At 68.2% G+C, this 13,785-nt stretch carries 16 protein-coding genes; 9 read left to right on the top strand and 7 right to left on the bottom strand.

Annotated elements, in window-relative coordinates; genetic code table 11:
* Positions 1–128 precede the first annotated feature (128 nt).
* From ACY48E_RS12525 to ACY48E_RS12510, 4 genes are all read right to left on the bottom strand, one after another.
* A complete protein-coding gene (locus ACY48E_RS12525; RefSeq protein ID WP_462872528.1) occupies positions 129–911 on the bottom strand; it encodes an ABC transporter permease in 783 nt (260 codons plus the stop codon).
* Positions 908–1,900: an ATP-binding cassette domain-containing protein gene (locus tag ACY48E_RS12520; RefSeq protein ID WP_462872639.1), complete on the bottom strand. Its 993-nt coding sequence runs from the start codon at positions 1,898–1,900 to the stop codon at positions 908–910. Before ACY48E_RS12520 ends, ACY48E_RS12525 begins: the two co-directional genes overlap by 4 nt.
* Before the next feature lie 169 nt (positions 1,901–2,069).
* Positions 2,070–2,918: an LLM class F420-dependent oxidoreductase gene (locus ACY48E_RS12515; protein WP_462872527.1), complete on the bottom strand. Its 849-nt coding sequence runs from the start codon at positions 2,916–2,918 to the stop codon at positions 2,070–2,072.
* Positions 2,915–3,619 carry a hypothetical protein gene (locus ACY48E_RS12510; RefSeq protein WP_462872526.1) on the bottom strand — a complete coding sequence of 235 codons (705 nt, stop codon included), beginning with the start codon at positions 3,617–3,619 and terminating at the stop codon, positions 2,915–2,917. The genes ACY48E_RS12515 and ACY48E_RS12510 overlap by 4 nt, the downstream gene beginning before the upstream one ends.
* 321 nt (positions 3,620–3,940) lie before the next feature.
* Here ACY48E_RS12510 and infA point away from each other — a divergent pair, with 321 nt between their 5' ends.
* From infA to truA, 8 genes are all read left to right on the top strand, one after another.
* Complete coding sequence (gene infA / locus ACY48E_RS12505) at positions 3,941–4,162, top strand: translation initiation factor IF-1 (protein WP_003418601.1); 222 nt, start codon at positions 3,941–3,943, stop codon at positions 4,160–4,162.
* Between the two features lie 103 nt (positions 4,163–4,265).
* On the top strand, positions 4,266–4,379 hold the full coding sequence (rpmJ, locus tag ACY48E_RS12500; RefSeq protein WP_024332746.1) for a 50S ribosomal protein L36: 114 nt from the start codon (positions 4,266–4,268) through the stop codon (positions 4,377–4,379).
* 182 nt (positions 4,380–4,561) lie between these two features.
* Positions 4,562–4,936 carry a 30S ribosomal protein S13 gene (gene rpsM, locus ACY48E_RS12495; protein WP_462872524.1) on the top strand — a complete coding sequence of 125 codons (375 nt, stop codon included), beginning with the start codon at positions 4,562–4,564 and terminating at the stop codon, positions 4,934–4,936.
* Positions 4,936–5,349: a 30S ribosomal protein S11 gene (gene rpsK / locus ACY48E_RS12490; protein WP_462872523.1), complete on the top strand. Its 414-nt coding sequence runs from the start codon at positions 4,936–4,938 to the stop codon at positions 5,347–5,349. Before rpsM ends, rpsK begins: the two co-directional genes overlap by 1 nt.
* 20 nt (positions 5,350–5,369) lie before the next feature.
* Complete coding sequence (gene rpsD / locus ACY48E_RS12485; RefSeq protein ID WP_462872522.1) at positions 5,370–5,975, top strand: 30S ribosomal protein S4; 606 nt, start codon at positions 5,370–5,372, stop codon at positions 5,973–5,975.
* A gap of 56 nt (positions 5,976–6,031) precedes the next feature.
* A complete protein-coding gene (locus ACY48E_RS12480; protein WP_462872521.1) occupies positions 6,032–7,087 on the top strand; it encodes a DNA-directed RNA polymerase subunit alpha in 1,056 nt (351 codons plus the stop codon).
* 40 nt (positions 7,088–7,127) lie between these two features.
* Positions 7,128–7,856 (top strand): 50S ribosomal protein L17, sunset domain variant, encoded by a 729-nt coding sequence (rplQ, locus tag ACY48E_RS12475; RefSeq protein WP_462872520.1) that lies wholly within the window; start codon positions 7,128–7,130, stop codon positions 7,854–7,856.
* A gap of 5 nt (positions 7,857–7,861) precedes the next feature.
* Positions 7,862–8,728: a tRNA pseudouridine(38-40) synthase TruA gene (truA, locus tag ACY48E_RS12470; RefSeq protein WP_462872518.1), complete on the top strand. Its 867-nt coding sequence runs from the start codon at positions 7,862–7,864 to the stop codon at positions 8,726–8,728.
* 67 nt (positions 8,729–8,795) lie between these two features.
* Here the strand turns inward: truA and ACY48E_RS12465 are convergent, their stop codons facing one another.
* Entirely contained in the window at positions 8,796–9,050 is a 255-nt protein-coding gene (locus ACY48E_RS12465; RefSeq protein WP_462872517.1) for a hypothetical protein, read from the bottom strand.
* Positions 9,051–9,191: 141 nt separating this feature from the next.
* Between ACY48E_RS12465 and ACY48E_RS12460 the strand changes: the two genes are divergently transcribed.
* The gene (locus ACY48E_RS12460) at positions 9,192–9,746 is read left to right on the top strand and encodes an NADPH-dependent FMN reductase (protein ID WP_462872516.1); all 555 of its coding nucleotides are present in this window, start codon (positions 9,192–9,194) and stop codon (positions 9,744–9,746) included.
* A 26-nt stretch (positions 9,747–9,772) separates the two neighbouring features.
* Here ACY48E_RS12460 and ACY48E_RS12455 read toward each other — a convergent pair whose 3' ends face one another.
* The gene (locus ACY48E_RS12455; protein WP_462872514.1) at positions 9,773–11,842 is read right to left on the bottom strand and encodes an MMPL family transporter; all 2,070 of its coding nucleotides are present in this window, start codon (positions 11,840–11,842) and stop codon (positions 9,773–9,775) included.
* A 238-nt stretch (positions 11,843–12,080) separates the two neighbouring features.
* Positions 12,081–13,700 (bottom strand): type VII secretion protein EccE, encoded by a 1,620-nt coding sequence (gene eccE, locus ACY48E_RS12450; protein WP_462872513.1) that lies wholly within the window; start codon positions 13,698–13,700, stop codon positions 12,081–12,083.
* Between the last annotated feature and the right edge of the window lie 85 nt (positions 13,701–13,785).

The following is a 13,785-nucleotide window of genomic DNA, read 5'->3' as shown; positions in this document are numbered from 1 at the left end:
GTGCATCTACCCGCGCTCCCTGCCAGGCTAGACCTACGGCCCGGTGTCCGGCACTCGGGCCGCGCCCTGTGAGTGGTGTCACCGCTCCACCGGTGATCCGACAAACCTCGGATGATGTCTGCGAACCCTCAGATGATGTCTCTCGACGCTGTTCGGTACCACCCGGCCCCGGCGATCAGAACCGCCCATGTCGTGATGGCGATCAGGCCGGAACCGAAGGGCAGCAGCACGTCCGACGAGGTCTGCTGGCCGACGGCGAGCACCGAGACACTCGCGGCAGTCGGGAGAGGCAGCGCCAGGAACTGCGCGTCCGCCTGATTGATCAGCAGTCGCGCGAGACCCTCACCGAAGGGCACCCACAGGATCAGGACCAGCGACGCCATCACCGGTGAGCCGAAGAGCATCCCCAGCCCACCGCCGATCACCGCCCAGATCGGCGCCAGAACCAGCCCGATCAGGAAAATCGAGACGATCTCGGTGGTGAGCTGGAAGTTGCCGATGTTGAACGCCAGCATGATCGCGATGCTCACCGTTTGGGTCGCCAACGCGTACCCCAGCCCGACCAGGGCGGTGACCAGGAACTTCGCAGCGATGACGGCGTTGCGATTGCCGCTGATGAGGAACGTGGTGGCCAGGGTGCGATGGCGCGTCTCGCCCGCGGCGTTGATCGCGCCGAAGACGCTCACGAACAGCAAGGTCGCGGCGATGGCGAAATACAGTCCGGCCGCCAGTAGGGCCACGGTGTCGCGCCGGAGGCCGCTGTCCCCGATGTCGCTGACGATGGCGCCGAACACCAGGCTCGCGGTCCCACCGATCACCACGGGGGCGATCAGCAGCAGCCACCAGAACTTCAGGCTCGTGACCTTGCGGAGTTCGGAGGTCAGCAGGGCGGAGAACGAGATGGTGGTCATCGCGCCGGTCCCCCCCACTGCTGACCCTGTCCGGCCCACAGCTGACCCTGGCCGGTGCCGGGTGGCCCCCAGTGCGGCGGCGGTGGTGGCACCGGTGGGGTGGGCGCCGCGCCGTGACCGACGTACTGCGGCGTCGTCAGCGACAGGAACACCTGCTCGAGGTCGATGGCCTCCTCCTGCACTCCGAACACCGTGATCGAGGCGCCGTCGGCCACCGCTCTGACGGCCGCTTCGGAGCTGCCGACCACCACCAGGCGCCCGTCCTCGGCGATGTGGGCGTCGGTGATCGCGTTGGCGGCCAGTGCCAGGGCGAGCGCCGAGGGGTCGGCCGCCGCCACGAGAGTTCGACTGGTGCGGTTGCCGCGGAGTTGTTCGACGCTGCCCGAGAACACCAGTGCACCGGCGCTGATGATGACCAGATGGTCGACGAGCTGCTCGATCTCGCGGATCAGGTGACTCGAGACCAGCACCGTGCGACCGGTGCGCGCAAAGGTGCGCAGGAACTCGCGCAGCCAGGCGATGCCCTGGGGATCGAGACCGTTGGACGGCTCGTCGAGAACCAGGATCTCGGGATCACCGAGCAGGGCCGTCGCCAGCGCCAACCGCTGCTTCATACCGAGTGAGAACGCCCCCGCTTCGCGATCGGCCACCGGCGTCAGGCCCACGATGTCGAGCACCTGATCCGCGCGCGAGTCCGGCAGGCCCAGCAGCGGCGTGTACAGACGCAGGTGCTGGCGTGCGGTGCGCTTGGGGTGGATGCTCTGCGCGTCGAGAATGGATCCGACCACGCGGGCCGGGTTGGCCAGCGAGGTGTAGGAGGTCCCGTTGACGAGGGCGAGGCCGGCGTCGGGGCGAACGAGCCCCACCAGCATTCGCAGCGTGGTCGACTTGCCCGACCCGTTGGGCCCGAGGAACCCGGTGATGGTTCCCCGGGTGACCGCGAAGGTCAGGTCGGTGACGGCGGGCACGCCACCGAACGCCTTGGTCAGCCCACGAACGTCGAGGGCAGGGGTCCACCCGGAGGGAGCGACCGGCGGCTGGGTGGCTCCGTGGCCGGGGGCGGGTGATCCCGGTGGGACCGTGGGGCCCTGGCCGACCGGGTAGCCGTATGTCACATGAACTCCCTGATGGGGGGTGGCTGGCGAGTGTCGGTTCAGGTTACCTGCGGGCCAACACCTCGGAGACGGCTCGAAGCGAGGGCAGCGGGTCCTCGGTGTCGGGAAGCACGTGCAGGCACACGTGGTCGGCGCCGTTGCTCAGGTGCCGGTCGACCTTGTCGAGTACATCCTCGGCCGATCCGTGTGCCACGAGCGCGTCGATCAGCCGATCGCTGCCACCGCCGCCGATCTCCTCCGGCGTGTAGCCCAGACGCTCGAGGTTGCTGGTGTAGTTGCGTAGCTGCAGGTAGGGCATGTTCACCGGTGGCCGCCCGATTGCGCGGGCCCGTTCGGGATCGGTTTCGAGAACCACTTTGTGTTCGCAGGCCAGCGCCTTGCCTGGTCCGAGGATCTCGCGGGCACCCGCGGTGTGCTCGGGGGTGGTCAGGTACGGGTGGGCGCCCGCGGAGCGCTCGGCCGCGAGCCCGAGAACCTTGGGCCCGAGTGCGGCCAGCACGCGGCGCCCTGCCGGTACGCCCTCGTGGTCGAGCACGTCGAGGTAGTTCACCAGCGCCGCGTAGGGCTTGACGTACTCGGTGGTCGCCTCGGGGTGACCGACGCCGATGCCGAGCAGGAATCGTCCGGGGTGCTCGCGCTCGAGCCGGTGGTAGGACGCCGCCACCTCGGACGCGTCGGCGGTCCAGATGTTGACTATGCCCGTGGCGATGGTGAGGGTGTCGGTCGCGGCCAGCGCCTTCCCGACGGTGGCCAGGTCGGCCGGCTCGGAGCCGCCGATCCACAGGGCGCCGTATCCGAGGGACTCCGTTTCCCGCGCGATGTCGGCGACGGGCCCGAACCGGGTCACCCAGACGCCGTGCGTACCCAGAGGGGGTGTGGTGCTCTCGCTCATCGGATCTTCTCCTGTGGTTGATCGTCGATCACTCCCGGGGCGGTGGCCCAGGACAGCGGTGGCGGTCCGAATGTCTCGCGGGCGTTGGCCACCACGCCCCCGCCCAGCGCACGGTTGCCGACGCCACCGACAACAGCGCCGATTCCGGCCGGCAACAGCGTCCCCAGGGACAGTGCGCCGCGACGGGCTGCGTACTTGGCGACGAACTTCTTCAGCAGCGTTCGGTTCAGGCCCTTCATGTCGATCCCGGCCGCACGCCCGGCGATCAGTGCTCCCACCCGGGCGCCGTCCGGCCCGACCGTTCGGCGCACGATCTGCCGCCCCGACTCGCCCAGGGCGACCGCCAGAACCAGGGCCTTGCGCTGTTCGAGGTCACTGACCGGGATGCCGTGCACCGACGCCACGCCCAGTGTGAACAGTGCCGACGCCTCCAGGAACAGAGCCGTCTCGGCCCCGATGGCCCCGATCGCGGCCACCGTGCCGATCCCTGGAACCGCCGCCGCCGCTCCGGCGGCGCCGCCCGCGCCGGTCACCGAGAGGATGAAGAGCCGCTCCATCCGGTCGATGATCTGCTGTGGGCTCTCGGTCGGGTTCGCCCGACGCAGCCGCCACACGTACTTGTCCACGGCGGGGCCCTGGAGCTTGGTGCCGCCCTCGAGCATCGCGGTCAGTGCCTTCTCGATGCGTCCCGTCTCGGCCATGCCGCCATCGTATTGGTCGTGCGGGTCGGGCCGCCGTGTCGTAGGGTTTGCGATCCAGGGTCCGCGGGTCGAGGATTCGCGGCGGTGCTGCGCCTGTCCCGGCGTCGGCGTGTACGAGCCTGCGCCGGTTATTTGGCCGTGGGCTCGTATGCCGGTAACATGGCGAGGCGGTGCGTTTGACGTGCCGGTTGTTCGCGCGTCCTCAGGCAGGTTCCGGTGGGTCTCCCACCGCTCTCGTCCGGTTCTCCCGTACATCCGGCTGTGCACCGCAGCGGGACAGATACGAGTCGACAGGTGTGACAAGCCGGGATCGCGGAGGACATGGCAAAGAAGGACGGCGCAATCGAGGTCGAGGGTCGAGTTGTCGAACCCCTGCCCAATGCGATGTTTCGCATCGAGCTGGAGAACGGACACAAGGTTCTCGCCCACATCAGCGGCAAGATGCGGCAGCACTACATCCGCATCCTTCCCGAGGATCGTGTCGTGGTCGAGCTCTCTCCGTACGACCTCTCGCGCGGTCGAATCGTCTACCGCTACAAGTAGGACCAGCTCCACCCCGAAGACGTCCCCGGCCCGCACGGCCGGGGATCAACCATGTCCGCGAGCATCTCGGTGCTCGCGGACACGACCAGGAGATCGAACAGACGTGAAGGTCAATCCCAGCGTCAAGCCGATCTGCGAGAAGTGCAAGGTGATCCGCCGCAACGGACGGGTCATGGTGATCTGCGAGAACCTGCGTCACAAGCAGCGTCAGGGCTGATCACCCGCAACTCGAGGAACGGTTTCGACCAGCACCACCAGAAGACCTCTCAGCACCAGCTGCTCATACGCGAGCAGTACACCCTCGGCCGCGGAGGCCGAGGCCCCGACTCGGGAGCACTCCCGAGGTCGCGCGGGGACGGACTGGGAGCAGACCTCCGCACACGATTAAGGAACCGCCACATGGCACGTCTAGCCGGTGTGGATCTCCCGCGCGAGAAGCGTATGGAGATCGCACTCACCTACATCTACGGCATCGGCCGTACCCGCTCGCACGAGATCCTCGCCGCCACCGGTGTCGATCCCGACCTGCGCAGCAAGGACCTCACCGACGAGGACCTCACCAAGCTCCGCGAGTACATCGAGGAGTCCCTCAAGGTCGAGGGCGACCTGCGCCGCGAGGTGCAGGCCGACATTCGGCGCAAGATCGAGATCGGCTGCTACCAGGGCCTTCGCCACCGTCGTGGTCTGCCCGTTCGTGGACAGCGCACCAAGACCAATGCGCGCACCCGTAAGGGCCCCAAGCGCACCATTGCCGGCAAGAAGAAGGCGAAGTAATGCCCCCGAAGTCACGCACCTCCGGTCCGAAGAAGACCCAGAAGGCACGCCGCAGGGACAAGAAGAACGTCCCGCTGGGCGCCGCTCACATCAAGAGCACCTTCAACAACACCATCGTCTCGATCACCGATCCGTCGGGCAACGTCATCTCGTGGGCCTCGTCGGGCCACGTCGGGTTCAAGGGTTCGCGCAAGTCGACCCCGTTCGCCGCCCAGCTCGCTGCCGAGAACGCTGCCCGCAAGGCGCAGGAGCACGGTGTCAAGAAGGTCGACGTCTTCGTCAAGGGACCGGGCTCCGGTCGCGAGACCGCAATCCGCTCGCTTCAGGCGGCAGGCCTCGAGGTCGGCACCATCTCCGATGTCACCCCCCAGCCGCACAACGGCTGCCGTCCGCCCAAGCGCCGTCGCGTCTAGCGGGAAGGAACCAACAGATCATGGCTCGCTATACCGGACCCATCACCCGCAAGTCGCGTCGACTGCGCGTCGACCTCGTCGGAGGCGATCAGGCCTTCGAGCGTCGCCCCTACCCGCCCGGCCAGCACGGTCGCGCGCGGATCAAGGAGAGCGAATACCTGCTGCAGCTGCAGGAGAAGCAGAAGGCACGCTTCACCTACGGCGTCATGGAGAAGCAGTTCTCGCTCTACTACAAGGAAGCGAACCGCCTCAAGGGCAAGACGGGTGAGAACCTGCTGCGCATCCTCGAGACCCGCCTGGACAACGTCGTCTACCGCGCCGGCCTGGCCCGCACCCGCCGTCAGGCGCGTCAGCTGGTCAGCCACGGGCACTTCTTGGTCAACAACAAGAAGGTCGACATCCCCAGCTACCGCGTCTCGCAGTACGACATCATCGACGTCCGCGAGAAGTCGCTGGCCACCCTGCCCTTCCAGATCGCACGCGAGACCTACGGCGAGCGTCCGGTTCCCGGGTGGCTGCAGGTGGTCCCGAACCGCCTTCGCATCCTGGTCCACCAGGAGCCCGAGCGCGCGCAGATCGACATCCCCCTGCAGGAACAGCTGATCGTCGAGTACTACTCGAAGTAAGGCTCGCCTGCCCCACCACGAGCGTCAAATAGCGGACGCTCCACCAGGAGGAACACATGCTCATTTCACAGCGCCCCACGCTGACCGAAGAGGTCATCGCCGACAACCGTTCGAAGTTCGTCATCGAGCCGCTCGAGCCCGGTTTCGGCTACACCCTCGGTAACTCGCTGCGTCGCACGCTGCTGTCGTCGATCCCCGGCGCTGCGGTCACCAGCATTCGCATCGACGGGGTCCTGCACGAGTTCACCACCGTGCCCGGGGTCAAGGAGGACGTCACCGACATCATCCTCAACCTCAAGGGTCTGGTCGTGAGCTCGGAAGAGGACGAGCCCGTCACGATGTACGTGCGCAAGCAGGGTCCGGGCACCGTCACCGCCGGTGACATCGTGCCCCCTGCCGGTGTCACCGTGAACAACCCCGATCTGCACATCGCCACCCTGAACGACAAGGGCAAGCTCGAGATCGAGCTCGTCGTCGAGCGCGGCCGCGGCTACGTTCCCGCCGTTCAGAACAAGGCATCCGGCGCCGAGATCGGCCGCATCCCGGTCGACTCGATCTACTCGCCCGTGCTCAAGGTCACCTACAAGGTGGAGGCCACCCGCGTCGAGCAGCGCACCGACTTCGATCGGCTCGTTCTCGACGTGGAGACCAAGAACTCCATCACCGCGCGGGACGCGCTCGCTTCGGCGGGCAAGACCCTGGTTGAGCTCTTCGGTCTCGCCCGTGAGCTGAACGTCGAAGCAGAAGGCATCGAGATCGGACCCTCGCCCGCCGAGGCCGACCACATTGCATCCTTCGGACTGCCGATCGAGGATCTGGACCTGACCGTCCGCTCCTACAACTGCCTCAAGCGCGAGGGTGTTCACACCGTCGGCGAGCTGGTCGGTCGCACCGAGTCGGATCTGCTGGACATCCGGAACTTCGGACAGAAGTCCATCGACGAGGTCAAGGTCAAGCTGCACTCGCTCGGCCTCTCGCTCAAGGACAGCCCCGCCACCTTCGATCCGAGTCAAGTGGCCGGCTACGACGCCGCCACCGGTACCTGGAGCGATTCGGTGTCGGCGGATTCCGATGGCGCCGAGCAGGACTACGCCGAGACCGAACAGCTCTGAGCGCCTGCGCGCTCGGTAGCACCTACCAGGAGAATTGATCATGCCCAAGCCCACCAAGGGTCGCCGTCTCGGCGGATCGGCGTCGCACCAGAAGGCGATTCTCGCCAACCTGGCGACGGCGCTGTTCGAGCACGGCCGCATCACCACCACGGAGTCCAAGGCCAAGCGCCTTCGCCCGTACGCCGAGAAGATCATCACGCACGCCAAGGCCGGCACGCTGGCTCACCGTCGTGAGGTGATGAAGGACATTCGCAACAAGGATGTCGTGCACACCCTCTTCGCCGAGATCGGTCCGCAGTTCGCGGAGCGTCCCGGCGGCTACACGCGGATCATCAAGACCGTTCCCCGCAAGGGTGACAACGCGCCGCAGGCCATCATCGAACTCGTTCGCGAGCAGACGGTCACCAGCGAGGCAGATCGCGCACGGCGTGTGAAGGCGTCCAAGGCTGCACCGGTCGCTGCTGCGGCCGAGGCTGCCGAGGTCACCGAGACCGCGGACGTCACCGAGACGGCGGAAGTTCCGGCCACCGAGACGGCCGAGGCCCCGGCCACCGAGACCGCCGCCGGCAGTCACGACGTGCTCGAGGACGGCAGCCAGCCCGAGGGTTACCCGATCAAGGGCAACGCGTCCTCGAAGCTGTACCACGTTCCCGGAAGCCGCTTCTACGACGCGACGGTTCCCGAGATCTGGTTCGCCACCGAGGCCGACGCCGAGGCCGCGGGCTACTCGCTGCCGAAGTCGCAGCAGAAGTCCGACGACGCGTCCTGATCGACGTGCCGCAGCATCACGCTGATGAGCCCGCCACCGACACCGGTGGCGGGCTCGTTCGTTTGCGTCTCGACATCGCCTACGACGGAACCGATTTCGCCGGTTGGGCGCGTCAGCCAGGTCAGCGGACCGTGTGCGGGGTGCTCGAGGAGCGGTTGTCGGCGGTCTTCGGTGTGGACCTGGTACTCACCGTCGCCGGGCGCACCGATGCCGGGGTGCACGCGAGCGGACAGGTCGCGCATGTCGATGTTCCCGATGCTGCGATGCCGCGCATCGATCCCCGCGGCGACGACCCGTCGCCTGCTCGCCTGGTGCGGCGGCTGGCGCGGTTCCTGCCGCCGGACGTGCGCGTGCGCGCGGTGACCGCTGTGTCGCCGGACTTCGATGCGCGGTTCTCCGCGCTGGCTCGCCACTACGAGTACCGGTTGAGCACAGCGTCGTTCGGGGTCGAGCCGCTGCGCGCCCGCGAGGTTGTGCCGTGGCCGAAGCCGGTCGACCTCGAGGCGATGCGGGAGGCGTCGGGACGGCTTCTCGGGCTGCACGACTTCGCCGCGTTCTGTAAGCGTCGAGACGGTGCCACCACGATCCGTGACCTGCAGCGCTACGACTGGGAGCGCGACGGCGACCTCCTGACCGCCCATGTCAGTGCCGATGCCTTCTGCTGGTCGATGGTGCGCTCGCTGGTCGGTGCCGTCCTGGCCGTGGGGGAGGGCCGCCGGTCCCCGCAGTGGTGCGCCGATCTGCTCACGGTCGGGGCACGGTCGAGCGCGGTGACCGTGGCCCCCGCGCACGGACTGTCACTCGTCCGTGTGGACTATCCGCCCGAGCACGAGCTCGCTGCGAGGAATCTCGCCACCCGCGCCACCCGCTGACGCTCGCGCCCGAACTTCGGTGCCGTGAGCCACCGTGAGGGTGGTTCACAGCACCGAAGTTTCGCGGTCACCAGCCGGGTAGGCTGCTGGCCTTGCACTCCCTCGGCTGATCCCGGTCGTACAGGTAGCGACCCAGGCTCGGGCTGTACACCATGTGCGACCTGCAGCTTTGGTTCAGGTGGTACGCCGGGGTGTGGTACGGCCCGTCGGGCGGGCCGACCGTGGGCGGCGCGGCCGCTGCGGGGCCGGCCGAACCCAGGGCACCGGCAATGATTCCACCGGACACCGCCGCCGTTGCGGCAACTCTCTTCACCGAGATCACGTGCGATACCTTTCTGCCTGCCCCCGGATCGTCACCGGGGGTCCACGGAATGAGATGGTCGGCTGAACAGGAATGTTCCCCTCAGTCAGGTCACGAATAAGCGCGTGGCGTCGGTTCGTCGTCGGGCTCTAGGGTGGGCCCATGCGCCTCGAGGTGATGATCGGCAGCGTTCGCGTGGGGCGGCTCGGCCCGCGGGTGGCGCAGTGGTTCGTCGACCGCGCGCGCGAGCACGGCGGGTTCGAGGTGAACATTCTCGATCTGGCCGAGTGGGATCTACCCCTCGACCTGTCGTCGACGCCGACCACGGTGGCGTTCGCCGAACGCATCGCCGCCGCCGACGCCGTCGTGGTGGTGACACCGGAGTACAACCACGGTTACCCACCGGCACTGAAGCTTGCCTTCGACACCCTCAAGTACGAGTGGCGCGCCAAGCCCGTGGGCTTCGTCTCCTACGGCGGGCTGGCCGGGGGTCTGCGAGCAGTGGAGCAGTTGCGGTTGGTGGCCGCGGAGGTGCACATGGTGTCGGTGCGCGAGAGCGTCAGTTTTCACGGCGTGCGGCGCGCCTTCACACCCGAATCGCACGACGACGGGGGAGCGGCCCGCGACGCCGCCGACCGGCTGCTCGATCAACTGCACTGGTGGGCGGGAACTCTCGCGAGTTCACGCGAGAGTTACCCGGGCGGGACCACCTCTTGATCCCGCCCGGTCGCTCGCCCGAACCCTCAGTGCGAGAAGCTGATCGAGGGCAGTACCTTGCGCAGCCATGCCGGTGACCACCATGCCGCGTGACCGGTCAGGCGCAGCATCACCGGCAGCAGGATCAACCGGATGAGGACGGCGTCGAGCAACACGGCCGTGCCGAGGATGATGCCCATCTCCTTGGGTGGCAGCGGATCGGCGAGGGCGAAGGTGAAGAACACCGCGACCATCACCGCAGCCGCGGCGAGTATGACCCGTCCGGAGTGCGCGAGGCCGTCCACCTTCGCGGTCTTCGGGTCCCCGGACTTCTCGTAGTGCTCCTTCGCGGTGGCGAGGAGGAACACCGTGTAGTCCATGGCGATCGCGAAGATCATTGCGAAGAAGAACACCGGCCCCCACCCGTCGAGGAAGCCCTGCGGGGTGAAGCCGAGCAGGGAGGCTCCGTGCCCGTCCTGGAAGATCAGCTTCGCGACACCGAACGCGGCAGCGGTCGACAGCAGGCTCACCACGGTGCCGAGGACGGCGATCAGGGGGGCCTGCAGCGCCACGAGCAGGAGCACGAACCCGAGCACGAGGATGATGCCGACGATGATCGGCAGGTAGTCGTTCAGCGCCTGTTGGAGGTCGAGGTTCTCCGCCGGTGCGCCGCCCACCAGGGCCCCGGCCGGGAGGTCGGCGCGGAGGGTGTCGAGGATGGTGCCCATCGAGTCGTCCGAGGGGTCGACGTTCGGAAGTGCCTGCAGCATAACGTAGTTGCTGCCGTCGATGGCGGGCATCGGCGGCGTGACCATCGTGATCCCGGCGACGTTCGCGGCGGCCGTCGCGGTGGCGTCGGCGCCGGCGGTCGGCGCGATGATCTGGAGCATGCCCGGGGCGCCCTCACCGAACTGGGACTGGACGAGTTCGTAGCCCTGACGCACCGGCGCGTCCGCGGGGACGACGTCGATCGACGGCATGGCCACCTTCAGGCTCAGAGCGGGGACCGCGAGCGCGACGAGCAGCACCACCGATCCGATGGCGAAGGGCCACGGATGCTTGTGCAGGAGCTCACCCCACGTGGCGAACCGCGGGGACCGGTGGACCTGCTTCTTCGCGTACGGCAGGGCAGCGGCGTTGACCTTCGGTCCCAGCTTGCCGAGCACCGCCGGCAACAGCGTCATGGTGGCGAGAAGGACGAAGGTGACGGCGAGCATGATGCCCACGGCCATCGTGCGCACGGCGGGCGCGGGGACGAGCAGTACTGCGGACAGGCTCACCAGGACCGTCAACCCGGACAGCACGACGGCCTTGCCGGCGGTGTCCATCGTCTCGGCGACGGCGGCTCGCGGTGAGGAGGCGTGCCGGAGGGCGTCCCGGAACCGGGAGACGATGAACAGGGCGTAGTCGATACCGAGCGCGAGCGCGAACATCATGGCGAAGTTCATGGCCCACACCGAGATCGGGGTGACCTCGTTGAGCAGCACCAGGCCACCGGCGGACGCCACGAGCCCGGCCACGGTGAGAAGCAGCGGCAGTCCCGCCGCGACCAGTGAGCCGAACGCCAGCACCATGATCGCGAGCGTGACGGGCCACGAGAACAGCTCGGCCTGGATCATCGCGTCGTGGTTGGCCTTGTTGAAGTCCGACCACAAGGCGGACGCGCCGGTGGGGTAGACCTCGATTCCGTTGTCGGACAGGGCCGTCAGCTCGTCCTTGTGGTCGTCGACGGCCTTGACCATGTCGTCGGTGGAGGCGTTCGCACCGGCGATGAGGATGCCGGTACGTCCATCGGGGCTGATGGACATGCCCGGCTGGGGCGGCACGATCTTCCCGAACCGTGGATCGCCGGAGAACACGTCCGTGACGCGTTCGATCGTCTGCTGCATGCTGGGCGAGTCGAGGGTGCGGTCGTCGGAGTGGACGACTACCTGGACCGCGGCGGAGGAGTTGCCGCCGAAGTGTTGCTGGGCGAGTTCGCGAACCTGCACCGACTCCGAGCCGTTGGCCTGCCATCCTGCACCCGCCAGGGAACTGAAGACGGTAGGGGCGGCCGCTCCTAGCGCAATGAGCAGAATCAACCAGAGGCCGATAACCCATCGGCTCCGCTCGACCATGGTCGCACCCAGGCGACCGAGTGGCCCTCCGCGTTGCGGTGACGCTGCGGGCGGGATTGCGCCGTCGATGTAAGTCGTACTCGACATTGTGCTTCGGTCCTCCTGGACGGTTGGGGCGACGAGGAACCCACTCTCCCAGATACCCCTACGGGTATGTCAAGGTACCTAGGGGGGTATGTTTCGGGTTGTGAGAACCAGCGCTGCCTGACGCTCGGCTGCCGTACACCAGACCGAGCGGTCACCCCGGCTGAGCGACCTCCTCGCTCAGCGGGACCCGCGGGCGCCCGATGAGGGCGGTCTCGTGCGAGATGGTGATCATGGTCAGCGGGATCGCGCCCTGATCGGTGATCAGCTCGACGTACTCACCGGCACCGGTGGGCTGGGAGACGAGCAGGTTCGGATCGCCTGCCGGGAGGCGGTCGACGTGGTCGGCGACGTACAGCGTCGCCCGCACGCTGGGCGGAACCGACACGGCGCCGTCGACGACGAGCAGATCTCGGACCGGACCGGGCGCAGGGGACACCACCAGCCGCCGCTGGTCACCGATGACCTGAACCAGATGACGCCACTGATCCGGGCGATCGGAGACCACCTCCACGCCGGCACCGGTCGCCACCGCGCGCAACACCACCTGGCGGGCCAGGAACAGCTCTCCTGCCAGGTGTGTGACCGTTCGCCCCGGACCCCAGATACGAGCGGTCACCGCTGCGCCGTCGAGGTCGGCGCCGAGCAGTTGACCGCAGCCCGCCGCCGGCACGACGAGTGTGCCCGGCTGCACCGGCAGAGTCGGTGCGAGGGCGTCACCACCTGCCGTGCGACCGGGGACGGCGGTGATCATGGCGTGATGGAGGCGGCCGCTGAGCGATGCCGTGGCTGTGCGGCGCGGCGTGATCTCGGCCGTCGAGTGCAGGTCCGCCACCACCGCGGATGCGGCCGTCACCGCCGTCCCGCCGAGTGTGGTGCTGCGCAGCCGAATCGTCAGAGTCGTCTCCTCCGATGTTCCCGCCCAGGCCGCGTGCACGTCGGCGGGCGAGACCGTCCGCAGAGCGCGGGCCCGCCACAGCGCTCCACCGGTGCGCAATGCGGACCATCCCCGCGGGACCACCGACGGCGGCAGGCCCCCACTGATGACGCGGTCGAGACCGGCCAGGTCGGCCGCGTCGAGCACACGCGCGTGCAATCGGGCGCCGGCCAGCACGCGCTCGATACGCCCCACGCACACCGTCAGGGCCGCCGTCGCCCCGCCGAGCCCGGGGCCCCGACGATCACACGCCACGCCGAGCACCGCGGTGTCGACCGTGACGGTCACGTACACCGACCGGGAGGCGATCGCGGGCAGTGGACCGACCAGCCGACGATAGGCCTCGGCGACGTCGACCGGTACCTGCGTGGCACGTCGTCGTCCGTGACTGGTGATGTCGAGTTCGATCGGGGCGAGGTCGCTGCGACGCAGGCAGCGGGCAAGGGCGTCCATCGGCAGCACCGCGTCGGGGTGGGTGAGACCGGCGTCGAACACGGTGAACCCGCTGCGCAGCGGGACCACCTCGATCACAGCACTCAGACGGGTGGAGTCCTGGCGAATCCCGATGACGCGGTGATCGTCACGATGGTCGAACACCGTGCCGGCCACGAGTCCGGGCCCGGCCGATGGGCGCCCGCGCAGATGGATCCCAGCCGAGGCCACCCACCATCGCAGGCGGCGCCCGTCCACCGGGATCAGCGACGCACCGGCGATCACCACACCCACCGGGATCGCACCGATGGGCCCGACCCCCACGAGCACGAGAGCGAGCGCTGTCGACACACCGACAACCTGCGCGACGACCACGTCGGTGGCCGCGGGCCCCCACCGCAGCATCTGCATTCCTCCCCCGAGATCGAACAGGAATAGAACTGTACGGTGTTCTCTCGCGCGGCACTGCGCGGCGTGATGTCGACGGGGG

This window comes from Rhodococcus sp. AZ1 (assembly GCF_054979605.1).
This window is presented reverse-complemented; position numbering and strand designations above follow the sequence as displayed.

Coding starts and splice junctions, on each gene's coding strand:
- ACY48E_RS12480 (WP_462872521.1), top strand. CDS start 6,032: ATGCTCATTTCACAGCGCCCCACGCTGACCGAAGAGGTCATCGCCGAC.
- eccE (WP_462872513.1), bottom strand. CDS start 13,700: ATGCTGCGGTGGGGGCCCGCGGCCACCGACGTGGTCGTCGCGCAGGTT.
- ACY48E_RS12460 (WP_462872516.1), top strand. CDS start 9,192: ATGCGCCTCGAGGTGATGATCGGCAGCGTTCGCGTGGGGCGGCTCGGC.
- rpsK (WP_462872523.1), top strand. CDS start 4,936: ATGCCCCCGAAGTCACGCACCTCCGGTCCGAAGAAGACCCAGAAGGCA.
- ACY48E_RS12455 (WP_462872514.1), bottom strand. CDS start 11,842: ATGGTCGAGCGGAGCCGATGGGTTATCGGCCTCTGGTTGATTCTGCTC.
- ACY48E_RS12525 (WP_462872528.1), bottom strand. CDS start 911: ATGACCACCATCTCGTTCTCCGCCCTGCTGACCTCCGAACTCCGCAAG.
- rpsD (WP_462872522.1), top strand. CDS start 5,370: ATGGCTCGCTATACCGGACCCATCACCCGCAAGTCGCGTCGACTGCGC.
- rpsM (WP_462872524.1), top strand. CDS start 4,562: ATGGCACGTCTAGCCGGTGTGGATCTCCCGCGCGAGAAGCGTATGGAG.
- infA (WP_003418601.1), top strand. CDS start 3,941: ATGGCAAAGAAGGACGGCGCAATCGAGGTCGAGGGTCGAGTTGTCGAA.
- rplQ (WP_462872520.1), top strand. CDS start 7,128: ATGCCCAAGCCCACCAAGGGTCGCCGTCTCGGCGGATCGGCGTCGCAC.
- ACY48E_RS12510 (WP_462872526.1), bottom strand. CDS start 3,619: ATGGCCGAGACGGGACGCATCGAGAAGGCACTGACCGCGATGCTCGAG.
- ACY48E_RS12515 (WP_462872527.1), bottom strand. CDS start 2,918: ATGAGCGAGAGCACCACACCCCCTCTGGGTACGCACGGCGTCTGGGTG.